22 protein-coding genes and 6 tRNA genes are annotated in these 23671 nt (G+C 53.8%); 14 read left to right on the forward strand and 14 right to left on the reverse strand.

The genetic code is table 11. From position 1 onward, the window contains the following. Positions 1–133: 133 nt before the first annotated feature. The 6 genes from H2Z33_RS15290 (at position 134) to pdxK (ending at position 5811) form a co-directional block, all read left to right on the forward strand. A complete protein-coding gene (locus H2Z33_RS15290; protein ID WP_032649009.1) occupies positions 134–1147 on the forward strand; it encodes a sulfate ABC transporter substrate-binding protein in 1014 nt (337 codons plus the stop codon). Continuing rightward, entirely contained in the window at positions 1147–1980 is an 834-nt protein-coding gene (gene cysT / locus H2Z33_RS15295; protein ID WP_017383478.1) for a sulfate/thiosulfate ABC transporter permease CysT, read from the forward strand. Before H2Z33_RS15290 ends, cysT begins: the two co-directional genes overlap by 1 nt. Continuing rightward, positions 1980–2855 (forward strand): sulfate/thiosulfate ABC transporter permease CysW, encoded by an 876-nt coding sequence (cysW, locus tag H2Z33_RS15300; protein ID WP_003861305.1) that lies wholly within the window; start codon positions 1980–1982, stop codon positions 2853–2855. The genes cysT and cysW overlap by 1 nt, the downstream gene beginning before the upstream one ends. Continuing rightward, the gene (cysA, locus tag H2Z33_RS15305) at positions 2845–3939 is read left to right on the forward strand and encodes a sulfate/thiosulfate ABC transporter ATP-binding protein CysA (RefSeq protein ID WP_017383477.1); all 1095 of its coding nucleotides are present in this window, start codon (positions 2845–2847) and stop codon (positions 3937–3939) included. The genes cysW and cysA overlap by 11 nt, the downstream gene beginning before the upstream one ends. A 118-nt stretch (positions 3940–4057) precedes the next feature. After that, on the forward strand, positions 4058–4969 hold the full coding sequence (gene cysM / locus H2Z33_RS15310) for a cysteine synthase CysM (protein WP_032671795.1): 912 nt from the start codon (positions 4058–4060) through the stop codon (positions 4967–4969). Between the two features lie 5 nt (positions 4970–4974). Next, positions 4975–5811, forward strand: coding sequence for a pyridoxine/pyridoxal/pyridoxamine kinase (gene pdxK, locus H2Z33_RS15315; RefSeq protein WP_015572224.1), 837 nt, complete (start codon positions 4975–4977; stop codon positions 5809–5811). Positions 5812–5855: 44 nt separating this feature from the next. On the opposite strand, the gene crr is transcribed toward pdxK, so the two are convergent. The 5 genes from crr to cysZ form a co-directional block, all read right to left on the reverse strand. Further along, positions 5856–6365, reverse strand: coding sequence for a PTS glucose transporter subunit IIA (gene crr / locus H2Z33_RS15320; RefSeq protein WP_003861316.1), 510 nt, complete (start codon positions 6363–6365; stop codon positions 5856–5858). Between the two features lie 40 nt (positions 6366–6405). Further along, positions 6406–8133 (reverse strand): phosphoenolpyruvate-protein phosphotransferase PtsI, encoded by a 1728-nt coding sequence (gene ptsI / locus H2Z33_RS15325; RefSeq protein ID WP_006811455.1) that lies wholly within the window; start codon positions 8131–8133, stop codon positions 6406–6408. 45 nt (positions 8134–8178) lie between these two features. Further along, a complete protein-coding gene (gene ptsH, locus H2Z33_RS15330) occupies positions 8179–8436 on the reverse strand; it encodes a phosphocarrier protein Hpr (protein ID WP_000487600.1) in 258 nt (85 codons plus the stop codon). 317 nt (positions 8437–8753) lie between these two features. Next, positions 8754–9725: a cysteine synthase A gene (gene cysK / locus H2Z33_RS15335; protein WP_006811453.1), complete on the reverse strand. Its 972-nt coding sequence runs from the start codon at positions 9723–9725 to the stop codon at positions 8754–8756. 163 nt (positions 9726–9888) lie between these two features. Then, complete coding sequence (gene cysZ / locus H2Z33_RS15340; protein WP_006811452.1) at positions 9889–10650, reverse strand: sulfate transporter CysZ; 762 nt, start codon at positions 10648–10650, stop codon at positions 9889–9891. Between the two features lie 229 nt (positions 10651–10879). On the opposite strand from cysZ, the gene zipA reads away from it, so the two are divergent. The 3 genes from zipA (at position 10880) to H2Z33_RS15355 (ending at position 14176) form a co-directional block, all read left to right on the forward strand. Beyond that, positions 10880–11875, forward strand: a complete 996-nt coding sequence (gene zipA, locus H2Z33_RS15345; protein WP_015572226.1) for a cell division protein ZipA — start codon at positions 10880–10882, stop codon at positions 11873–11875. A 68-nt stretch (positions 11876–11943) separates the two neighbouring features. Continuing rightward, positions 11944–13959, forward strand: coding sequence for an NAD-dependent DNA ligase LigA (gene ligA, locus H2Z33_RS15350; RefSeq protein ID WP_063134555.1), 2016 nt, complete (start codon positions 11944–11946; stop codon positions 13957–13959). 1 nt (position 13960) lies between these two features. Further along, positions 13961–14176 carry a DUF3820 family protein gene (locus tag H2Z33_RS15355; protein WP_003861328.1) on the forward strand — a complete coding sequence of 72 codons (216 nt, stop codon included), beginning with the start codon at positions 13961–13963 and terminating at the stop codon, positions 14174–14176. Here H2Z33_RS15355 and H2Z33_RS15360 read toward each other — a convergent pair. Continuing rightward, positions 14173–15168, reverse strand: a complete 996-nt coding sequence (locus H2Z33_RS15360) for a bile acid:sodium symporter family protein (protein ID WP_015572227.1) — start codon at positions 15166–15168, stop codon at positions 14173–14175. The genes H2Z33_RS15355 and H2Z33_RS15360 overlap by 4 nt on opposite strands. 89 nt (positions 15169–15257) lie before the next feature. Between H2Z33_RS15360 and H2Z33_RS15365 the strand changes: the two genes are divergently transcribed. Continuing rightward, positions 15258–16199, forward strand: a complete 942-nt coding sequence (locus H2Z33_RS15365) for a LysR family transcriptional regulator (protein ID WP_032649001.1) — start codon at positions 15258–15260, stop codon at positions 16197–16199. Here H2Z33_RS15365 and H2Z33_RS15370 read toward each other — a convergent pair. From H2Z33_RS15370 to H2Z33_RS15390, 5 genes are all read right to left on the reverse strand, one after another. Further along, the gene (locus H2Z33_RS15370; protein WP_017383471.1) at positions 16190–16531 is read right to left on the reverse strand and encodes a FlxA-like family protein; all 342 of its coding nucleotides are present in this window, start codon (positions 16529–16531) and stop codon (positions 16190–16192) included. The genes H2Z33_RS15365 and H2Z33_RS15370 overlap by 10 nt on opposite strands. A gap of 137 nt (positions 16532–16668) precedes the next feature. Beyond that, positions 16669–16744, reverse strand: a tRNA-Lys gene (locus H2Z33_RS15375). A gap of 4 nt (positions 16745–16748) precedes the next feature. Further along, a tRNA-Val gene (locus H2Z33_RS15380) sits at positions 16749–16824 on the reverse strand. A 29-nt stretch (positions 16825–16853) separates the two neighbouring features. Continuing rightward, positions 16854–16929: transfer RNA gene (locus H2Z33_RS15385), tRNA-Val, on the reverse strand. A gap of 29 nt (positions 16930–16958) precedes the next feature. Beyond that, positions 16959–17034 (reverse strand) — tRNA-Val (locus tag H2Z33_RS15390). Between the two features lie 258 nt (positions 17035–17292). Here H2Z33_RS15390 and gltX point away from each other — a divergent pair. Further along, positions 17293–18708: a glutamate--tRNA ligase gene (gltX, locus tag H2Z33_RS15395; protein ID WP_015572231.1), complete on the forward strand. Its 1416-nt coding sequence runs from the start codon at positions 17293–17295 to the stop codon at positions 18706–18708. Between the two features lie 52 nt (positions 18709–18760). On the opposite strand, the gene H2Z33_RS15400 is transcribed toward gltX, so the two are convergent. After that, on the reverse strand, positions 18761–19147 hold the full coding sequence (locus H2Z33_RS15400; RefSeq protein WP_017383469.1) for a YfeC-like transcriptional regulator: 387 nt from the start codon (positions 19145–19147) through the stop codon (positions 18761–18763). Position 19148: 1 nt separating this feature from the next. Then, positions 19149–19511, reverse strand: coding sequence for a YfeC-like transcriptional regulator (locus H2Z33_RS15405; RefSeq protein WP_063134553.1), 363 nt, complete (start codon positions 19509–19511; stop codon positions 19149–19151). A 217-nt stretch (positions 19512–19728) separates the two neighbouring features. Between H2Z33_RS15405 and H2Z33_RS15410 the strand changes: the two genes are divergently transcribed. The 3 genes from H2Z33_RS15410 (at position 19729) to H2Z33_RS15420 (ending at position 22323) form a co-directional block, all read left to right on the forward strand. After that, a tRNA-Ala gene (locus H2Z33_RS15410) sits at positions 19729–19804 on the forward strand. Positions 19805–19845: 41 nt separating this feature from the next. Beyond that, positions 19846–19921, forward strand: a tRNA-Ala gene (locus H2Z33_RS15415). A 212-nt stretch (positions 19922–20133) separates the two neighbouring features. Continuing rightward, positions 20134–22323, forward strand: coding sequence for an EAL domain-containing protein (locus tag H2Z33_RS15420; RefSeq protein WP_063134552.1), 2190 nt, complete (start codon positions 20134–20136; stop codon positions 22321–22323). Between the two features lie 45 nt (positions 22324–22368). On the opposite strand, the gene nupC is transcribed toward H2Z33_RS15420, so the two are convergent. Next, on the reverse strand, positions 22369–23556 hold the full coding sequence (gene nupC / locus H2Z33_RS15425) for a nucleoside permease NupC (protein ID WP_006811440.1): 1188 nt from the start codon (positions 23554–23556) through the stop codon (positions 22369–22371). Between the last annotated feature and the right edge of the window lie 115 nt (positions 23557–23671).

Below are 23671 nucleotides of genomic sequence, written 5' to 3' on the forward strand. Positions count from 1 at the left end.
GCAATTTCTCCCGCACCCCTTATTCCCTTTTCTGCTTCTAAATCACCAAACGGTATATAAAACCGTTACTCCTTTAGACTCCGTTATAAATATTATGACTATAAGATAGTCATCACATTTATAAGGGTGCGCAATGGCCGTTACTGTACTGAAAAAAGGATCGCTGGCACTGGCAGGTTTACTGCTGGTGGCGCAGGCGCAGGCAACCGAGTTGCTGAACAGTTCTTATGATGTTTCGCGCGAGCTGTTTGCCGCCCTTAATCCCGCATTTGAACAGCAGTGGGCGAAAGAGAACAACGGCGACAAGCTGACCATCAAACAGTCGCACGCTGGCTCATCCAAGCAGGCGCTGGCCATTTTGCAGGGGCTGAAAGCGGATGTGGTGACCTACAACCAGGTCACGGACGTGCAGATCCTGCACGACAAAGGCAAGCTGATCCCGGCGGACTGGCAAAGCCGCCTGCCGAACAACAGTTCGCCGTTCTACTCCACCATGGGCTTCCTGGTGCGCAAGGGCAACCCGAAAAACATTCACGACTGGAACGACCTGGTGCGTTCTGACGTCAAGCTGATTTTCCCGAATCCGAAAACCTCCGGCAACGCGCGTTATACCTATCTGGCGGCGTGGGGCGCGGCGGACAAAGCTGACGGTAACGATAAAGCGAAAACCGAACAGTTTATGACCCAGTTCCTGAAAAATGTCGAAGTGTTTGACACCGGCGGCCGGGGCGCAACCACCACTTTCGCCGAGCGCGGGCTGGGCGATGTGCTGATCAGCTTTGAATCCGAAGTGAACAATATTCGTAAACAGTACGAAGCGCAGGGCTTCGAAGTGGTTATCCCGAAAACCAACGTTCTGGCCGAGTTCCCGGTGGCGTGGGTGGATAAAAACGTCAAAGCCAACGGCACAGAGAAAGCGGCAAAAGCCTATCTCAACTATCTGTACAGCCCGCAGGCGCAGACGGTGATTACTGACTATTACTACCGCGTTAATAATCCGGACGTGATGAACAAGCTGAAAGACAAATTCCCGCAGACCGAGCTGTTCCGCGTGGAAGATCATTTCGGCGCCTGGCCTGAGGTGATGAAAACGCATTTTGCCAGCGGCGGTGAGTTAGACAAATTGCTGGCGGCGGGGCGTAAGTAATGTTTGCAGGATCAACAAGACGTGTGCTGCCGGGTTTTACCTTAAGCCTCGGGACCAGCCTGCTGTTCGTCTGTCTGATTTTATTGTTACCGCTCAGCGCTCTGGTGATGCAGCTCGCTGAGATGAGCTGGTCCCAGTACTGGGAAGTGGTCACCAATCCGCAGGTGGTGGCGGCCTACAAGGTCACGCTGCTGTCTGCGTTCGTGGCCTCGATTTTTAACGGCGTGTTTGGCCTGCTGATGGCATGGATCTTAACCCGCTATCGCTTCCCGGGCCGCACGCTGCTCGACGCCCTGATGGATCTGCCGTTTGCCCTGCCGACGGCGGTGGCCGGTCTGACGCTGGCGTCGCTGTTCTCCGTGAACGGCTTTTACGGCGAATGGCTGGCGAAGTTTGATATTAAAGTGACCTATACCTGGATCGGTATCGCGGTGGCGATGGCCTTTACCAGCATCCCGTTTGTGGTACGTACCGTGCAGCCGGTGCTGGAAGAGTTAGGCCCCGAATACGAAGAGGCCGCGGAAACCCTGGGCGCCACGCGCTGGCAGAGTTTCCGTAAGGTTGTGCTGCCGGAACTTTCTCCGGCCTTGCTGGCGGGGGTGGCGCTTTCCTTTACCCGCAGCCTCGGTGAATTTGGCGCGGTCATTTTTATCGCCGGGAACATCGCGTGGAAAACCGAAGTGACCTCGCTGATGATTTTTGTCCGTTTGCAGGAGTTTGATTATCCGGCCGCGAGCGCGATTGCCTCGGTGATCCTTGCCGCGTCGCTGCTGCTACTGTTTTCGATTAACACTCTGCAAAGTCGCTTTGGTCGACGTGTGGTAGGTCACTGATGGCGGAAGTTACGCAATTGAAGCGCTATGACGCGCCCCGCATCAACTGGGGCAAATGGTTTCTGATTGGTACCGGCGTGCTGGTCTCCGCATTCATTCTCGTCGTGCCGATGGTGTACATCTTCGTGCAGGCCTTCAGCAAAGGGATTATGCCCGCGCTGCAAAACCTGGCCGATCCGGACATGCTCCACGCCATCTGGCTGACGGTGATGATTGCCCTGATCACCGTCCCGGTGAATCTGGTGTTTGGCGTATTGCTGGCCTGGCTGGTAACGCGCTTTAACTTCCCGGGGCGTCAGCTGCTGCTGACCCTGCTGGATATCCCGTTTGCGGTGTCTCCGGTGGTGGCGGGTCTGGTTTATCTGCTCTTCTACGGCTCCAATGGCCCGCTGGGCGGCTGGCTGGATGAGCACGACCTGCAAATCATGTTCGCCTGGCCGGGGATGGTGCTGGTGACCGTCTTTGTCACCTGTCCGTTCGTGGTGCGCGAGCTGGTGCCGGTGATGCTCAGCCAGGGCAGCCATGAAGATGAAGCCGCGGTGCTGCTCGGCGCTTCCGGCTGGCAGATGTTCCGCCGCGTCACGCTGCCGAATATCCGCTGGGCACTGCTTTACGGCGTGGTGCTGACCAACGCCCGTGCGATCGGTGAGTTTGGCGCGGTGTCGGTGGTATCCGGCTCGATTCGCGGCGAAACCCTGTCGCTGCCGTTACAGATTGAATTACTGGAACAGGACTACAACACCGTCGGTTCCTTTACTGCCGCAGCGTTGCTGACGCTGATGGCGATTTTGACCCTGTTTTTGAAGAGTGTGGTGCAGTGGCGTTTAGAGAATCAGGAAAAACGTCAGCATCAGGAGGGAAATCATGAGCATTGAGATTGCCAATATTAAGAAGTCTTTTGGTCGCACCCAGGTGCTGAATGATATCTCGCTGGATATCCCTTCCGGACAAATGGTGGCGCTGCTGGGGCCGTCTGGCTCCGGAAAAACCACGCTGTTGCGCATTATCGCCGGGCTTGAACACCAGACCAGCGGACATATTCGCTTCCACGGTACGGACGTTAGCCGCCTGCACGCCCGCGACCGTAAAGTGGGCTTTGTATTTCAGCATTATGCGCTGTTCCGCCACATGACGGTATTCGACAACATCGCGTTTGGCCTGACCGTGCTGCCGCGTCGTGAACGTCCAGATGCCGCCGCCATCAAAGCGAAAGTGACCAAACTGCTGGAGATGGTGCAGCTTGCGCATCTGGCGGACCGCTTCCCGGCTCAACTTTCCGGCGGGCAGAAGCAGCGCGTGGCGCTGGCGCGTGCGTTAGCCGTTGAACCGCAAATCCTGCTGCTGGACGAACCGTTTGGCGCGCTGGATGCACAGGTGCGAAAAGAGCTGCGCCGCTGGCTGCGTCAGCTGCATGAGGAACTCCAGTTCACCAGCGTTTTCGTGACCCACGATCAGGAAGAGGCGATGGAAGTGGCCGATCGCGTGGTAGTGATGAGTCAGGGCAACATTGAGCAGGTTGACGAGCCAGAGCAGCTCTGGCGTGAACCGGCGACCCGCTTTGTGCTGGAGTTTATGGGGGAAGTAAACCGCCTTCAGGGCACCATTCGCGGCGGTCAGTTCCACGTTGGCGCGCACCGCTGGCCGCTGGGGTATACCTCCGCGCATCAGGGGCCGGTGGATCTGTTCCTGCGTCCGTGGGAAGTGGACGTCAGCCGCCGTACCAGCCTGGATTCACCGCTTCCGGTGCAGGTGCTGGAAGCTAGCCCTAAAGGGCACTACACCCAATTGGTGGTACAGCCCCTGGGCTGGTACACCGAGCCGCTGACCGTAGTTATGCGTGACGACGTGCCGCCGCACCGGGGGGAGCGCCTGTTTGTCGGGCTGCAACACGCGCGCATTTATCACGGTAACGAGCGCATTGAAACGCGCGAGGATATTGCTCTGGCGGAGTCAGCCTGATAGGTTATTAGTATGTTTATCGCCCGGTGGCGCTGCGCTGACCGGGCCTACAGTTATCACTGCGTCTTGTAGGCCGGGTAAGCTAAGCGCCACCCGGCTTTTTTATTGAGTAAAAATCGTGAATACACTCGAACACACCATCGGCAACACCCCTCTGGTCAAACTTCAGCGCATGGGGCCTGATAACGGCAGCGAAATCTGGGTCAAACTCGAAGGCAATAACCCGGCGGGGTCGGTGAAAGACCGGGCGGCACTGTCGATGATTGTCCAGGCCGAGAAGCGCGGTGAAATTAAGCCAGGCGACGTGCTCATTGAGGCCACCAGCGGAAATACCGGAATTGCGCTGGCGATGATTGCCGCCCTGAAAGGCTACCGCATGAAGCTGCTGATGCCGGATAACATGAGCCAGGAGCGCCGGGCCGCCATGCGCGCCTATGGAGCCGAGCTGATTCTGGTGAGCAAAGAGCAGGGGATGGAAGGGGCGCGAGATTTAGCGTTAGCGATGTCGGAGCGCGGGGAAGGCAAGCTTCTCGACCAGTTCAACAACCCGGACAACCCGTACGCGCACTACACCACCACCGGCCCGGAAATCTGGCAGCAAACCGACGAGCGCATCACCCACTTTGTCTCCAGCATGGGGACCACGGGCACGATCACCGGTGTGTCACGCTTTCTGCGCGAACAGGAGAAGCCGGTGACGATTGTCGGCCTGCAACCGGAAGAGGGGAGCAGCATTCCGGGCATCCGCCGCTGGCCGGCGGAGTATATGCCGGGCATCTTTAATGCGCAGCTTGTGGACCAGGTGCTGGATATTCATCAGCGCGAGGCGGAAAATACCATGCGTGAGCTGGCCGTGCGTGAAGGTATCTTCTGCGGCGTCAGCTCTGGCGGTGCCGTAGCGGGTGCGATCCGGGTGGCTGAGTCCACGCCGGGGGCGGTGGTCGTAGCGATTATTTGCGATCGCGGCGACCGTTATCTGTCTACCGGCGTCTTTGGTGAAGAGAGTTATTCGCAGGGGGCGGGGATTTAAGCGTCATGGAGATGATTTTATTCCGGGATAACACCCGGGCGCAGCAAACCGATATTGTCGCCGTACAGTCGCAGGTGGTGTACGGCAGCGTGGGAAACAGCATCGCGGTGCCGAATATTCGCACCCACCGGCTGAACGTTACCGCCGTGCCAACGGTGCTGTTCAGCAATACGCCTCACTACGACACCTTCTACGGCGGGGTGATCCCGGACGAGTGGTTCAGCGGCTACCTTAAGGCGCTGGAAGAGCGCGAGATCCTGCGCGAGCTTAAAGCGGTCACCACCGGCTATATGGGCAGCGCCAGCCAGATCGCGCTGCTGGCGCAGTGGCTGAAGGCAATCAAAGTGCAACATCCCGATCTGCTGGTGCTGGTCGACCCGGTAATTGGGGATATCGATAGCGGGATGTACGTGAAGCCGGATATTCCTGAAGCCTACCGTGAGCATCTGCTCCCGCTGGCCCAGGGCATTACGCCCAACGTGTATGAACTTGAAGTGCTGAGCGGCAAACCGTGCCGTACGCCGGAGAGCGCCATTGCCGCCGCGCAGGGGCTGCTGTCCGACTCGCTGAAATGGGTAGCGATCACCAGTGCGCCAGTGTCTGACGATCCGCAGAATATCCACGTTGTGCTGGTGAGCGAAGAAGGTGTTACCGTAAGCGCGCACCCGCGCGTAGAGACGGATCTGAAAGGAACGGGCGATCTGTTCTGTTCGGAGCTGGTCAGCGGCATTGTGGGAGGGAAAACCGTTGCCGATGCCATTCGCATGGCGGGCGATCGGGTGACTGACGTTATGATCTATACGCAGTCGAAAGGCTATGACGAGCTTATCCTGCCGGCATAAACAAAAATGGCGCCCGAAGGCGCCATTTTTCTGTGCGGCAAGAATTACTTCTTGATGCGGATAACCGGGGTTTCACCCACGGTGACGCTGCCAGACAGTTTGATCAGTTCTTTGATTTCGTCCATGTTGGAGATAACAACCGGAGTCAGGGTAGACTTCGCTTTTTCTTCCAGCAGCGGCAGATCGAATTCAATTACCGGGTCGCCAACTTTAACACGCTGGCCTTCTTCTGCGATACGTTTGAAGCCTTCGCCTTTCAGTTCAACGGTGTCGATACCGAAGTGAACGAACAGTTCGATACCGCTATCGGATTCGATAGAGAACGCATGGTTGGTTTCAAAAATTTTACCGATGGTGCCGTCAACTGGAGCAACCATTTTGTTGCCAGTTGGTTTGATAGCAATGCCATCACCAACGATTTTCTCAGCAAAAACTACATCCGGCACGTCTTCGATGTTGACGATCTCGCCGGAGAGCGGAGCAACAATCTCAATAGTTCCGGAGTCTTTCTTGTCATCAGAAACCAGAGATTTTAGTTTATCGAACAAACCCATGATCTTCTCCTAAGCAGTAAATTGGGCCGCATCTCGTGGATTAGCAGATTGTTTTTTCTTCAATGAACTTGTTAACCAGCGTCATTAACTCGTCCGTTGTCGGTTGAGCAAGAGCCTGCTCTGCTAACACCTTCGCATCTTCGAAGTTCGTGTTACGGATAATCTTCTTAATGCGCGGGATGGAAATGGCGCTCATAGAGAATTCGTCCAGACCCATACCCAGCAACAGAAGTGTAGCACGTTCGTCGCCTGCAAGCTCACCACACATGCCAGTCCATTTACCTTCTGCATGAGAAGCATCAATAACTTGCTTGATCAAATTCAGTACGGACGGTGACATTGGCTGGTAGAGATGTGAAATCATATCATTACCACGGTCAACTGCCAGGGTGTACTGCGTTAAATCATTGGTACCGATACTAAAGAAATCAACTTCTTTGGCTAAATGACGCGCAATGGTCGCGGCTGCCGGTGTTTCCACCATCACGCCGATCTCAATGGATTCGTCAAATGCTTTACCTTCGTCGCGCAGTTCCTGTTTGTAGATTTCGATCTCTTTCTTCAGTGCACGCACTTCTTCAACAGAGATGATCATCGGGAACATGATGCGCAGTTTACCGAAAGCGGAGGCACGCAGAATAGCGCGAACCTGGTCACGCAGGATCTCTTTGCGATCCATGGCGATACGCACGGCACGCCAGCCCAGGAACGGGTTCTCTTCTTTCGGGAAGTTCATGTACGGCAGCTCTTTGTCGCCACCGATGTCCATGGTACGGACGATTACAGCCTGCGAGCCGCACGCTTCCGCAACCGCTTTGTACGCTGCAAACTGCTCTTCTTCCGTTGGCAGAGCGTCGCGATCCATGAACAGGAATTCAGTACGATACAGACCTACACCTTCCGCGCCGTTGCGCTCAGCGCCGTCAACGTCACGTACGGTACCGATGTTAGCGCACACTTCAACCTGATGGCCGTCCAGCGTGATAGCTGGCAGATCTTTCAGTTTAGCGAGTTCCGCTTTCTCGGTAGCAACCTGCTCCTGAACGGAACGCAGCTGCTCGATCACATCGTTAGTTGGGTTGACGTAAACCACATTGTTTACGGCATCCAGAATCAGATAGTCGTCGTTTTTAACCTGGGAGGTAACGCTACCGGTACCCACAATGGCTGGCAGCTCCAGAGAACGCGCCATGATTGAGGTGTGGGAGGTACGTCCACCTGCATCAGTAATGAAACCCAGCACCTTGTTCAGGTTCAGCTGTGCGGTTTCAGACGGGGTCAGGTCAGCGGCAACCAGGATGACTTCGTCCTGAATCGCGCTCAGATCGATGATGGCCAGACCCAGGATGTTGCGCAGCAGGCGCTTACCGATGTCACGTACGTCAGCCGCACGTTCTTTCAGGTATTCATCGTCCAGCTCTTCCAGGGCAGATGCCTGACCTTCGATAACTTCATGCGCAGCCGCGTCGGCCGTCATGCCTTTATCTTTAATCAGGGCTATGATTTCCTGCTCCAGCTCCTCATCTTCGAGCAGCATAATGTGCCCTTCGAAGATGGCTTCTTTTTCTTCACCGAAAGTTTCGCCAGCTTTAGTTTTAATCGCTTCCAGTTGCGCAGATGCCTTGGCACGACCGCTCAGAAAACGTTCAACTTCCTGATCAACCTTGTCGGCAGAAATTTTTTTCCGGTCAATGACGATTTCGTCTTCTTTCAGCAGCAATGCTTTGCCGAAAGCGATACCCGGGGATGCTAAAATGCCTGAAATCATAACCCTACCTTACTTGTGACTGATATTGAAAAGAACCCGGTAAACTTACTCGAGTTCAGCCATCAGCTTAACCAGATGCTCAACTGCTTTCTGCTCGTCTTCACCTTCAGCGGAGATGGTAACAACGGTACCCTGAGTCAGGCCCAGAGTTTGCAGCTTGAACAGGCTTTTTGCGCTAGCGCTTTTGCCGTTGGAAGTCACAGTGATTTCAGAAGTGAAGCCTTTCGCTTCTTTAACAAACTGAGCAGCAGGGCGGGTGTGCAGACCGTTCGGAGCGGTAATGGTAACTTCTTGCTGGAACATTGTATTTCCCCAACTTATAGGTTTAGTGTTGTGGAACTAAAGTCTAGCCTGGCGACTTAACTTTAGCCTGTATAGTTAGCGCTGACGTTTCAATCGTCATTAAACATTATGCAGTGAAAGCAAGACTTGAACCAAATCATAAAATCGATTCAGCAACGCTATTTCGTTCACCGATTAATTTCGCGCATCAAAATAATTGCTGGTTTAAATACCAGACCCAACGGGGTGAAGCAATGCCAGGAGGGGTAAAACTTTGAAGCAGGCCACAAAAAAGCACCTGAAAAGGTGCTTTTTTACGCGTTTTTAACATGCTGGCATCACTGTTGCAGTTCTTTCTCTGTGAAGAGATCGGCAAACAGTGCTGTGCTTAAGTAACGCTCACCCGAAGACGGTAGGATAACCACAATGTTCTTATTGGTAAAGGTTTCATCTTCCAGCAGTTTGAGGGCTGCCGCAACCGCCGCACCGGAAGAGATACCCGCCAGAATGCCTTCCTCGTCCATCAGGCGACGCGCCGTGGAGATGGCTTCTTCATTGGTAATGGCGACGACTTTATCGATCAGCTTCAGATCCAGGTTGCCTGGAATAAAGCCAGCGCCGATACCCTGGATTTTGTGTGGGCCAGGTTTGATCTCTTCGCCTGCCAGCGCCTGAGCGATAACCGGTGAGTCGGTTGGCTCAACGGCAACGGTAATCAGATCTTTTTTACCTTTCGTGCCTTTAATATAGCGAGACACACCGGTCAGCGTACCGCCGGTGCCTACGCCGGAGATAAACACATCAACCTGACCGTCGGTATCTTCCCAGATTTCCGGGCCGGTGGTTTTCTCATGAATTTCCGGGTTGGCCGGGTTGCTGAACTGCTGGAGCAGCAGATACTTTGCCGGATCGCTGGCAACAATTTCTTCGGCCTTCTGAATCGCGCCCTTCATGCCTTTTGCGCCTTCGGTCAGGACCAGGTTCGCACCCAGCGCTTTCAGCAGCTTACGACGCTCAATGCTCATGGTTTCAGGCATAGTCAGCGTCAGCTTATAGCCACGCGCCGCCGCAACATAGGCCAGAGCGATACCGGTATTGCCGCTGGTGGGTTCAACCAGCTCAACGCCAGGTTTCAGCACGCCACGCTTTTCAGCATCCCAAATCATATTCGCACCGATACGGCATTTAACGCTGAAGCTTGGGTTACGAGATTCGACCTTCGCCAGAATGCGTCCATTACCGATACGGTTCAGTCGAACCAGGGGCGTATGACCGATAGTCAGCGAGTTGTCTTCATAAATCTTACTCATGGCCTGTCCTTAACTGTATGAAATTGGGATACCGACCCAGCATACCTGTTGAACAGGTATGGGGAAGTAAGGAAATCGCATATCTATATGCTGCAAGGAAATAATGGGGATCAGTATGGAATAAGGGGCGGCATAAGCCACCCCTCTTTTACACATTTTTGCATTACTTCCATAACGCGTGCTTAGCACGGTAGCAGTCCACCCACATCGCCGTCGCGCCGCAAACGGCGACGGGCATGATGAACAAATTCAGGAAAGGGATCATGGTGAACAGGCTGGTCAGCGCGCCAAACTGCATGTTGGCAACCTTCTGAGTGCGCAGGGCAGTGCGCATCTCTTTAAACGGCACTTTGTGGTTATCGAACGGATAATCACAGTACTGGATAGCGAGCATCCAGGCGCTGAACAGGAACCACAGCACGGGCGCGACCGTCTGGCCAATCCCGGGTACAAAATAAAGAATAAGCAGCACAATCGCCCGCGGCAGGTACCAGGCGAACTTCTGCCATTCACGCTTCATGATGCGGGGGAGATCTTTCACGATCCCCAGTACGCCCGTGTCAGGTGGCGTCGCACCGGTCAGGCGCGCTTCCAGCTGTTCGGCCAGCAGACCGTTGAACGGCGCGGCTATCCAGTTTGCTATCGTCGAAAAGAAATAACCGAAAACCAGCAGCACGGAGATAACCGCAATCGGCCAGAGCAGGTAGTCTAGCCACTGTAACCAGTCCGGCACATAGCTCATCAGGGAAGGGATCCAGCTTTCCAGTCTGGTGAACAGCCACCAGAAGGCCCCGCCCATCAGAATAATGTTGATCAGTAACGGCAAAATAACGAAGCGTCGAATGCCCGGCAGGGAGACCAGTTTCCAGCCCTGAGAAAAGTACCAGACCCCGCTGCGTGGGGCAGAAGAAGATGTTGAAACCATACCAGGCTGTACTCCTTTTTACACAACCAGTGGAATTGCCCGCCTATATTATCCAGTTACGGGCCAATGACCAGTTCGGAAATGTTCGAAAAACCAGCAAAAAGCACGATTTAGTTCATCTTTATGCTGTGAATGCTCTGCATACACTTGCACTTGACGTAAACGGCAAATACTCTTAGTGAGTAAATGTTTGCCGTGGTGGCAAGGTGTTAGAACAACAGAGAATATAATGATGCAGGATTTGCGTCTGATATTAATCATTGTTGGCGCGATCGCCATAATCGCTTTACTGGTACATGGTTTCTGGACCAGCCGTAAAGAGCGTTCCTCTATGTTTCGCGATCGTCCACTGAAGCGCATGAAGTCCAGTCGTGACGACGATGACGTTGAAGACGACATCGACGGTCCTGACGACGACGGCGTGGGTGAAGTTCGTGTTCATCGGGTCAATACTGCGCCCGGCGCAGCGCATGGAGAGCATGAAGCCCCCCGCGCTCCGCAGCACCAGTATCAACCACCGTATGCCTCTGCCCAGCCGCGCCAGCCAGCGCCGCCGCCAGTGGAAGAACCTGTTCGTCATCCGCCGCAGCAGCCTGTGCAACAGCAGCCCGTTGCGCCACAGCCTGTACAGCCGCAACCTGTGCAACAGCCTGCACAGCCAGTGCATCAGCCACAGCCTGTTCAGCAGCCGCAGCCGGTACAACAACCGCAGCCGCAGCCTGAACCACCTGCGCCACAGCCCGCTCCGCGCGTTGAGCCAGAGCCGGTCGCAGAGCCAGAACCGGTTGTTGAAAAGCCGCAGCGTAAAGAAGCGGTGATCATCATGAACGTGGCTGCTCATCATGGCACCCATCTGAACGGTGACGTGCTGCTTAACAGCATCCAACAGGCAGGCTTCAAGTTCGGCGACATGAATATTTTCCATCGCCACCTGAGTCCTGACGGTAGCGGTCCGGCGCTGTTTAGCCTGGCCAATATGGTCAATCCAGGCACGTTTGACCCGGAAATGACCGGTGATTTCGTCACGCCGGGGGTTACGATCTTTATGCAGGTGCCGTCCTACGGTGACGAGCTGCAAAACTTTAAGCTGATGCTACAGTCCGCTCAGCACATCGCCGACGAAGTGGGCGGTGTGGTGCTCGACGATCAGCGTCGAATGATGACGCCGCAGAAACTGCGCGAGTATCAGGACCGCATCCGCGAAGTTAAGGAAGCGAACGCGTAATCGTCGCGTTAACTTCACCTCCTCCTCAACCCCCGCCTGTCGGGGGTTTTTCTCATTGATGGTGCGATATGGACTCAATCGAACAACAACTTACTGAACTGCGAACCACGCTTCGCCATCATGAATATCTCTATCATGTTATGGACGCACCGGAAGTGCCGGATGCGGAATATGACCGCCTGATGCGTGAACTGCGCGAGCTGGAAGCGCAGCACCCCGAACTGATTACGCCCGATTCCCCAACGCAGCGCGTCGGCGCGGAACCGCTGGGCGCTTTCAGCCAGGTGCGCCATGAAGTGCCGATGCTGTCGCTGGATAACGTGTTTGATGAAGAGAGTTTTCTGGCTTTCAACAAGCGTGTGCAGGATCGCCTGAAGAGCATCGACAATCTGAGCTGGTGCTGCGAGCTAAAGCTGGATGGTCTGGCCGTTAGCATTCTTTATGAGAACGGCGTGATGGTGCGTGCCGCAACGCGCGGCGACGGCACTACCGGGGAAGACATCACCACTAATGTGCGCACTATTCGTGCGATCCCGCTGAAACTGCGTGGCGATAACATTCCCGCCCGGCTGGAAGTGCGCGGGGAAGTATTCCTTCCGCAGGCGGGCTTCGAGAAGATCAACGAAGAAGCGCGTCGTACCGGTGGGAAAGTGTTTGCAAACCCGCGTAACGCGGCGGCAGGTTCGCTGCGTCAGCTCGATCCGCGAATCACCGCGAAGCGACCGCTTACTTTCTTCTGCTACGGCGTCGGGATCCTGGAAGGCGGTGACCTGCCAGATACTCACCTGGGTCGTTTAATGCAGTTCAAAGAGTGGGGGTTACCGGTTAGCAACCGCGTGCAGCTCTGCGACTCTCCGGAGGCGGTGCTGGCGTTCTATCACAAGGTTGAAGAGGATCGTCCCACGCTCGGGTTTGATATTGATGGCGTGGTGATCAAGGTTAACTCGCTGGCGTTGCAGGAACAGTTAGGATTTGTGGCCCGTGCGCCGCGCTGGGCGGTAGCCTTTAAGTTCCCGGCGCAGGAGCAGATGACCTTCGTTCGCGACGTGGAGTTTCAGGTAGGGCGTACGGGGGCGATTACGCCTGTGGCGCGTCTGGAGCCTGTGCAGGTGGCTGGCGTGCTGGTAAGTAACGCCACGCTGCATAACGCCGATGAAATTGCCCGCCTGGGCCTGCGCATTGGTGACAAAGTGGTGATTCGCCGCGCGGGCGACGTGATCCCACAGGTGGTTAACGTTGTGGAGTCTGAACGTCCTGCCGATACCCGTGCCATCGAGTTTCCAGCCCACTGTCCGGTATGTGGTTCGGACGTTGAGCGCGTGGAAGGTGAAGCGGTAACGCGCTGTACGGGCGGGTTAATCTGCGGCGCGCAGCGTAAAGAGTCCCTGAAGCACTTTGTCTCCCGCCGGGCGATGGACGTCGACGGAATGGGTGACAAGATTATCGACCAGTTAGTTGAGAAAGAGTACGTCCATACGCCAGCGAACCTCTTTACCCTGACGGCAGGTAAGCTGACCGGTCTTGATCGTATGGGGCCGAAATCAGCCCAGAACATCGTCAATGCGCTCGAGGCGGCCAAAAACACCACCTTTGCCCGTTTCCTTTACGCGCTTGGCATTCGTGAAGTCGGAGAGGCGACGGCGGCAGGGCTGGCGGCGTATTTCGGCACGCTGGACGCGCTGGAGAAAGCCACCATCGACGAGCTACAGAAAGTCCCTGATGTCGGCATTGTGGTCGCTACCCACGTTTTCAACTTCTTCGCCGAAGAGAGCAACCGTGAAGTGATCGGTAAATTACTGGAACAGGGCATTCACTGGCCTGCACCGGTAGTGGTTAATGCCGAAGAGATCGACAGCCCGTTTGCCGGTAAAACGGTGGTGCTGACCGGCAGCCTGAGCCAGCTCTCGCGCGATGACGCGAAAGCGCGCCTGGTGGCGTTGGGGGCAAAAGTGGCGGGCAGCGTATCGAAGAAAACCGACCTGGTGATTGCCGGGGAAGCGGCCGGTTCGAAGCTGGCAAAAGCGCAGGAGCTTGGCATCGAGGTAATCGACGAAGCGGAAATGATGCGCCTGTTAGGAGAGTGACGTGGAAAAAGAGCAGCTCGTTGAGATCGCCAATACGGAGATGCCGTTCGGTAAATATAAGGGTCGCAGGCTGATTGATTTACCGGAAGAGTATCTGCTGTGGTTTGCCCGTAAGGATGAGTTCCCCGCCGGGCGTCTGGGCGAGCTGATGGCTATCACGTTACTGATCAAAACAGAGGGGCTGACCCAGCTGGTTCAGCCCCTGAAACGTCCTTAAACTTTCGCGGCGCGGGTCTCTTCCTGCGCCAGCTTTTCTGTCTGCGCCTTGTAACGCCGCGCCAGTACCGCACACACCATCAGCTGGATCTGATGGAAAATCATCAGCGGCAACACCATCATCCCAATGACGGACGTCGGGAACAGAATATTGGCCATCGGGATCCCGTTGGCCAGGCTCTTTTTCGATCCGCAAAATACAATGGTGATTTCATCGGCCTTGTTGAAGCCGCATTTGCGGGCCACAAAGACGTTAACCGCGATGACAATGGCCAGCAAAACGATACTTACCACCACAATAAACAGCAGCGATCCAGCGCCCACCCTGTGCCAGATGCCGTTCACCACGGCTTCGCTGAAGGCCGTGTAAACCACCAGCAGAATTGAGCTTTGGTCCGTTTTCCCGATCCATTTTTTATGTTTTGCCACAAACGCCCCAATCCAGGGACGGGATAAGTGTCCGAGCACAAACGGCAGCAGCAGTTGCAGACAAATTTTACCCACCTGCTCCAGATTACCTTCCGCCCCGTGCATATTCATCAGCAGACCGACCAGCAGCGGTGAAACAAAGATCCCCAGCAGGCTGGAAGCGGAAGCAGAACAAACCGCCGCCGCGACGTTACCGCCCGCCAGCGAGGTAAAGGCAATAGCGGACTGCACGGTGGCCGGCAAAATGCACAGATAAAGGAAACCGGTATACAGCGCCGGATCGACATTCACCGGCGCCCACCAGGCGAACAGCACGCCCAAAACCGGGAAGAGGATAAAGGTGCTGCACATTACCCACAGGTGCAGTCGCCAGTGGCTACCGCCTGCAATAATGGCTTCCCGGGAGAGTTTGGCGCCATGCATAAAGAACAGCAGGGCAATGGCTGCCGTGGTCAGTCCTTCAATAACCGGAACGAAACTGCCCCGCGCCGGGAAGAACGAGGCCAGCAAGACGACACCAATCAGGGTCAGCGTAAACGGATCAAGGATACGAAAAAGTTTCATAATCACTCCTGAAAACAGATGCCGCTATTGTGCTTTCTTCCCTTTGAGAAATAAAATTGATTTATTGCATCCATTCATGAATTAAACAGATGAATTATTCGTTACGTCAGCTTCGCGTTTTCGTCACCGTCGCGCAGGCCCGCAGCTTTAGCCGGGCAGGGGAGATCATTGGCCTCAGCCAGTCGGCGGTGAGCCATAGCGTTAAGGAGCTTGAAACGCAAACGGGAGTGAAGCTGCTCGACCGTACGACGCGAGAAGTGGTACTCACCGAAGCGGGACAGCAGCTGGCAATGCGTCTGGAGAGGCTGCTGGATGAACTGCACAGTACGCTCAGGGATGTCGGACGGCTCGGACAACAGCTTTCCGGCACCGTGAGAGTGGCGGCGAGCCAGACGATTTCAGCGCATCTTATTCCCCAGTGTATCGCTGAAAGTAATCACCGCTATCCGGATATCGATTTTGTTTTGCACGACAGGCCGCAGCAGTGGGTACTGGAGAGTATCCGTCAGGGGGATGTGGATTTTGGCATCGTTATTGATCCCGGAGCGGTAAGCGACCTGGAATGTGAAGTGGTGCTCTCGGAGCCCTTTTTATTGCTCTGCCGCGATGATGATCCGCTGGCATCGCTGCCACACGTGGCCTGGCAGGCCTTGCAGGGGGCAAACCTGGTGTTACAGGATTATGCATCAGGCAGCCGTCCGCTGATAGATGCCGCTCTGGCCGCGCAGGGCGTTAAGGCAACCATTGTGCAGGAGATTGGGCATCCTGCCACGCTCTTCCCGATGGTCGAAGCGGGGATTGGCATCAGCGTTCTGCCGGCGCTGGCGCTGCCACTGCCGCAGGGGAGTCGTTTAACGGTGAAGCGTTTCGTACCCTGTGTCGAACGCCAGCTGATGCTGGTACGCCGTAAAAACAGGTCACTTTCCGGCGCGGCGCATGCCTGCTGGGATGTGGTGCGTATGCAGGCCGAACGTTTGATGGAGGCCCGCACACGCGATCCACTTTTTAACGAAACCAATAATCAGATGTAGATATTAATCTGATGCTCCGCGGAGGGCTTATTGATGCCTTCCGCGACTGCCTGACCTTTTTCCTGTTTTGGCATCGCCTCTTCTGCCTGCTGACGCTGCAATTGCGCCAGCTGTGCCTGCAACATAGCCAGCTGAGATTCGAGTAATTCCTGCTGCTTTTGCTTCTCTTCTGCTGTGGCATCACCCATGGCCACTTCTTTGAGCTGCTGAGTGACTTTCGTTATCTGTTTGGTCAGACGGGTGATTTGAGAAGCAATGTCGTTTCCGCCGGAGCTGTTATCTACGCTGCCGATTTCCATCGCCGACAGAGAAACGGGCTTAAGAGTTGTCATATTGAGATCCTTTTCGCCATAAAATAGAGGTATCGGCAAAGAAGGCGTGAGCTTGAGTAAAACAAGCGGTCTGGCTGCAATGGGGATGTGCTATATCGCAGATAGCAAAAAAGCGCCTTTAGGGCGCTTTTTTGCATTGGTGGGTCGTGCAGGATTCGAACCTGCGACCAATTGATTAAAAGTCAACTGCTCTACCAACTGAGCTAACGACCCGAAATGGTGGGCGATGACGGGCTCGAACCGCCGACCCCCTCCGTGTAAAGGAGATGCTCTACCAACTGAGCTAATCGCCCATTTCGGAACTGCTGCGATAAGGTGAGAATGGTGGGCGATGACGGGCTCGAACCGCCGACCCCCTCCGTGTAAAGGAGATGCTCTACCAACTGAGCTAATCGCCCATTTCGGAACTGCTGCGATAAGGTGAGAATGGTGGGTGATGACGGGCTCGAACCGCCGACCCCCTCCGTGTAAAGGAGATGCTCTACCAACTGAGCTAATCACCCCCGCTGTGTGGAGTCGCATTATAGGGAGAGTTGAAAATGAGTCAACGCATTTTCTAAAGTTTTTATTTGTTCGTCGTAAAATTAGTCAAAACGATCGCAAAACGGACTGTGGCGCATGATTTATAAACAAAAACAGCAATCTCGAACCGGATAAAGTGATCGACATTGAGGAATCGGCCCACAGTGATAGAATATTGCCCATTGTTTTCTTCCCGGAATTTGCCGATTACCGGCATCTTTATAACGTAAGGCCATTTCATGAAAATCAAAACTCGCTTCGCGCCGAGCCCGACAGGCTATCTGCATGTCGGTGGTGCACGTACCGCTCTCTACTCCTGGCTTTTCGCACGTCACAACAACGGTGAGTTTGTGCTGCGTATTGAAGACACCGATCTGGAGCGCTCAACGCCGGAAGCAATTGAAGCCATTATGGATGGGATGAACTGGCTGAATCTGGCGTGGGACGAAGGCCCATACTTCCAGACCAAACGTTTTGACCGCTATAACGCCGTAATTGACGAGATGCTGGTGGCAGGCACGGCCTATAAGTGCTACTGCTCCAGGGAGCGTCTGGATGCGCTGCGTGAAGAGCAAATGGCAAAAGGCGAAAAACCGCGTTATGACGGTCGTTGCCGCCATGACCACAGCGAGCATGCTGCGGATGAGCCTTGCGTAGTGCGTTTTGCTAACCCACAGGATGGCTCTGTTATCTTTGATGACCAGATCCGTGGCCCGATCGAATTCAGCAACCAGGAGCTGGATGACCTTATCATTCGTCGTACTGACGGATCGCCAACCTATAACTTCTGCGTAGTTGTGGACGACTGGGATATGGAAATCACTCACGTGATCCGTGGTGAAGACCATATCAATAACACCCCGCGTCAGATCAACATTCTGAAAGCGCTGAACGCGCCTGTACCGGTGTATGCGCACGTATCAATGATCAACGGTGACGACGGTAAAAAGCTGTCCAAACGTCATGGCGCGGTGAGCGTGATGCAGTACCGTGATGACGGCTATCTGCCGGAAGCGCTGCTGAACTACCTGGTGCGTCTGGGCTGGGCTCATGGTGACCAGGAGATCTTCAGCCGCGAAGAGATGATCGAGCTGTTCTCTCTGAACTCTGTCAGCAAATCAGCCAGCGCGTTCAACACTGACAAACTGCTGTGGCTGAACCATCACTACATCAATACCATGCAGCCAGAATATGTGGCGACTTATCTGCAATGGCACATTGAACAGGCAAACATCGATACCCGTACGGGCCCTGAACTGGCGGATCTGGTGAAGCTGCTTGGCGAGCGTTGCAAAACGCTGAAAGAAATTGCTGAAAGCTGCCGTTACTTCTATGAAGAGTTTGACGCGTTCGACGCCGACGCGGCCAAGAAACACCTGCGTCCGGTTGCGCGTCAGCCGCTGGAAGTGGTGCGTGATAAACTCGAAGCCATTACCGAATGGACTGCGGAAAATGTTCACCACGCGATTCAGGCTACCGCTGATGAGCTGGAAATTGGCATGGGTAAAGTCGGTATGCCGCTGCGCGTTGCGGTGACGGGGGCAGGCCAGTCTCCGGCGCTGGACGTGACCGTTCATGCCATCGGCAAATCACGTAGCGTTGCGCGTATCAACAAAGCGCTGGGCTTTATTGCTGAGCGTGAAAGCCAGCAGTAATACTCGTGTAATACAAAAAACGGCAGGGTAACCTGCCGTTTTTTTATGCCTGTTATTCAGCAATACCAAGACGCGTGAGAAAACCCTGCAACCCTTCACGAGCGAGCAACTTGTGCAAACGTTCCTGTTCGACAGTCGTCATGTTTTCCAGCGAGTCGATAATTTGTGGAAGCAGGCTGGATGAGGTTGCCACGCCGTAGTGGGAGGGGCTTTCCGCCACATGGTAAACAGCCCGACGGTTACGAATGGCGGGAAGACTAATGATGTGCTCCTTAACGTGCGCATCAATACATATCACCCTCGCTCTTCCGCCTTTTACACCGTTGATACCCTCCGTTTTCCATCCCTTCTGTCGTATCCAGCGATTAACGGTTTGTCGGGCTACGCCCAGACTGTCCGCCAGCTCTTCCGTGGTCATTTTGCTGCGTAATCTTTTCATATCAGCGTTGGTCGTGAATCCCTAAACGTTGTAACAAGCCGGTAATCCCTTCCCGCAGTAACAGCGATGTCATCTGCTTTTGCTCTTCCGGCGTCATTTCATTCGCCAGCGTCAGGAGCAGGGCATGAAGCGAGCCCTCGTGGTACGCCTTATCTGGCAGTTCCGGCGTCTCTGTTGCCCTGCGCGCGCTGCGAATAAAGTCGCGCACTTTTTCATTGACGTGTACCAGACGCGCCTTGCCACCCTGAACGCCTGGCTTTGGCGATGTAATCCAACCCTCTTTGCGTACCCATTTATTGATGGTCTGTCGGCTATAGCCAGTCAGCAGGGCTAACTCTTCTGGCGTCATTCGTTCCTTGATCATACAATTTCCTGAATATCTGTGGGGTTAATTAGTGGTTCATTTTATAGCACCGTTTTACGTGAAAACGTGACAAGCTTAACTCCTGGCTGCGAGCAGGCTCTCAAAGTGATTCATTTGCATGATTTTTCGGCGATTGAAAGGCGGAGGCTGAATTTGCCGTTGACACTCTGCGGCGGAATTCATATTATGCCGCCCGTCAACATGACAGCTTTACGACGGGGCTATAGCTCAGCTGGGAGAGCGCCTGCATGGCATGCAGGAGGTCAGCGGTTCGATCCCGCTTAGCTCCACCAAACTCTGAACCCAACAGAGTGCGGTAGGTAAAGTAACATGTGGGGCTATAGCTCAGCTGGGAGAGCGCTTGCATGGCATGCAAGAGGTCAGCGGTTCGATCCCGCTTAGCTCCACCAAAATTTAAACCCTCGTCGCAAGACGGGGGTTTTTTTATATCTTGTAAAATATTTTAGACTGTTTTTGTTGCAATTAACGTCGTTTTCTACACCTCACCTCAATCCAAATCAATAAACAAGTCTATAAATAGACCTGAACTTGATTCGTGTTATTAATAAACCTATTATCCATGCGGTCAATGAGACGATGGTAAAATAGATTATCCGGATTAATGAATAGAAAAATTTACAATAATGTAAAGATATTTATGATTGCCCTGGCGCTAAGCCTGATTGCGATTCCTTTTTCTCGTTATATCTCTCCACGGGCCATCGTCAGCGAAAATGATGTTTATCTGGCGTGGTTGCCCTTAAGTGCCATGCTCGCCATCGTGTTGTTATTTGGACGGCGGGCAATCATTCCTTTGCTGTTAAGTTTTAGTATTACTAATATTTATAATCTTGATTTAGCACCACTACAATCTGCCGTATTATTATGTTGTCAGACGTTTACCGTCTTCGCCGCCTGTGGCGTCATCCGTCTGGTGCTGGGCAAGCGCTGGCGACACAGCATGCCGAATAAGTACATTGGCATACGTATTTTCTGGCTCGGATTTATGGTGCCTGTGGGCATCAAATTATCGATGTATCTGGCGGGATATTTATTTGATTTCCCGGTGACAATCTCCTCATATTTTGGCGAAGGCTCTGCAATTTATAACGTTATCGATATTCAGAGTCTGATTTGTGCCGCCCTGATTTTCACCATGATGTTCTATTATCCGTTAAGAATGATTATTAATCCTCGCTATGCCCGAACATTCTGGCGGAGAAGCGTGAAGCCCCTCTTTTGTCACAAAAAAGCGTTATTTATCGTTGTGTGGCTGATGCTGTTGATCTCGATGATCGCTATTTTATGCGCGCCTTTTGAGTCGCAGTTTATTGCGGGTTATTTGATGCCAATCGTTTTCATTCTTTTCACCCTGGGGATTGGTCGTCTGAGCTATGCGCTCATCTCTTTATTCTGGGCGGCCTCGGCGCTCATGCTGTTGACCTATAATTATAATTTTCTTAATGGCGTTGAATCGGGCCACTCGCTCTCCTTTATCCTGTCGGTGCTTATCTCTTTCGCCATCTGCCTGCTTTACATGTCGCGGATCTATCAGAAAAGTGAATGGCTGAAACAGGGGTGGCAGGAGAGGGCGCTTACCGATCCGCTCACCGGTCTGCCTAACATTCGTGCGCTGGAAGTGTTTTTACAGCACCATCCCGAGGCCAAAGTCTGCTGCCTGCGCCTGGATAATCTCGAATTCCTGAGCCGTCACTACGGCATCCTCATGCGTGTACATTGTAAAAAGATGATAACCGCGTCGCTGCAACCGTTATTGCAAAAAGACGAGAAGCTCTTCCAGTTGCCGGGCAGTGAGCTGGTAGTGGTCTTGCTGGGTCCGGGCACGGCTGAACGTCTGCAATATATGGTTGATCATCTGAACAGCCGTAAGATTATCTGGAACAAGACTGAGCTCGACATCGAGTTTGGCGCCTCCTGGGGTGAAGTGCCGGATGGGGAAAGCCTGCATCACACGCTGGGTCAGCTGAGCTGGCTCTCCGAGCAGTCCTGTGCCGGGCACAACGTCCTGGCGTTAACCAACAGTCTGGATGATGTCTCCGGTCAGACGACGGACAGAGTGCTGATGTTGGCCCGCATAAAACGCGCCCTTGATATCGGTGGGCTTCACCTTTACGCCCAGCCAATCCATAACGCGCGTGGGGAAGGGTACTTTGAAATCCTCTCAAGGCTTGAAAGCGAGGGTGAGATCATCACGCCTGATCGCTTTATTCCGCTGATTACTCAGTTTAACCTGAGCCACCGATTTGACCTGAACGTGGTGGAAAAATTGCTGATGTGGATGCGCAGCCATCCGTCCGAACGGGCCGGAACGCGGTTCTCCGTTAATCTGATGCCGCTTACGCTGATGCAAAATGAGATAGCGGCTGAGATCATCGCGCTTTTTGAACGCTACGCCATTGCGCCGCAAGATATCGTCATTGAGATCACCGAGGAACAGGCTTTCTCTGACTCGGGAAGCAGCATCAACAATATCCAGCAGCTGCGGGATTACGGCTTCCGGATTGCTATTGATGACTTTGGTACCGGCTATGCCAACTTTGAGCGCCTGAAGCGGCTGGAGGCCGATATCATTAAGATCGATGGCTGCTTCGTGAAAGATATCTGCACCGACAGCATGGATGCGATGATCGTGCAGTCCATTTGCAACATGGCCAAAACGAAATCGCTTTGTGTGGTGGCTGAATATGTGGAATCGGCTGAACAACGCGAGATGTTGCTACGATTTGGCGTGGACTATTTGCAGGGCTATTTGATTGGTAAACCACTGCCCCTGACGGCGCTGGAGGCATAAAAAAACCGGGAGCGAGGACTCCCGGTTTTTATTACGCGGTATGAATTACAGAACCAGTGCTGCGATAGAGGCAGACAGGACGCTCACCAGCGTTGAACCGTAAACCAGCTTCAGGCCAAAGCGAGAAACGACGTTACCTTGCTCTTCGTTCAGGCCTTTAATCGCACCAGCGATAATACCGATGGAAGAGAAGTTCGCGAAGGAGACCAGGAAGACGGACAGGATCCCTTCCGCACGAGGGGAGAGTGTGCTGGCAATCTTCTGGAGATCCATCATCGCCACGAACTCATTGGAAACCAGTTTCGTTGCCATGATACTGCCCACCTGCAACGCTTCGTGAGCGGGCACGCCCATCACCCAGGCAATCGGGTAGAAGATGTAGCCCAGAATACCCTGGAAGGAGATACCGAGTACGGCCGCAAACAGGGCGTTCAGCGCAGCGATCAGCGCGATAAAGCCAATCAGCATTGCGGCGACGATAATTGCAACCTTGAAACCCGCCAGAATGTATTCACCCAGCATTTCGAAGAAGCTCTGTCCCTCGTGCAGGTTTGACATCTGAATGTTCTCTTCGCTGGCATCCACACGGTACGGGTTAATCAGCGAAAGCACGATAAAGGTGCTGAACATGTTCAGAACCAGCGCCGCAACTACGTATTTTGGTTCCAGCATGGTCATATACGCGCCCACGATAGACATGGAAACGGTAGACATTGCGGTTGCCGCCATGGTGTACATGCGGTTACGGGACATCTTGCCGAGAATATCTTTATACGCAATGAAGTTCTCAGACTGACCCAGGATCAGCGAGCTGACTGCGTTAAAGGATTCCAGTTTGCCCATGCCGTTAACTTTCGATAACAGGAAGCCGATCGCACGGATAACCACCGGCAGAACGCGGATGTGCTGAAGGATACCGATCAGGGCAGAGATGAAGACGATAGGGCAGAGCACCTTCAGGAAGAAGAAGGCCAGACCCTGATCGTTCATGCTGCCAAAGACGAAGTTTGTCCCTTCGTTGGCAAATCCGAGCAGTTTTTCGAACATTTCGGAGAAGCCTTTCACGAAGCCCAGGCCTACGTTGGAGTTCAGGAAGAACCACGCAAGTAAAACCTCAATGACCAGCAGTTGGACAACATAGCGAATACGAATTTTTTTGCGGTCTGTGCTGACCAGCAATGCAAGTGCAGTAACGACAACGAGTGCCAGGACAAAATGAAGGACGCGGTCCATATTTGCTCCAAATATGAGGCAGGTTTAATTTCCGTGCACATTCTATGTAACAAGCACAAAGAAAACGAGATCAAGCCCACACTATAGTTACATCCTGTGACGAGTCTCAAAAATA

Origin of the sequence: Enterobacter sp. YSU (genome assembly GCF_016082135.1) — a bacterium.
Lineage (GTDB): Bacteria > Pseudomonadota > Gammaproteobacteria > Enterobacterales > Enterobacteriaceae > Enterobacter > Enterobacter hormaechei_C.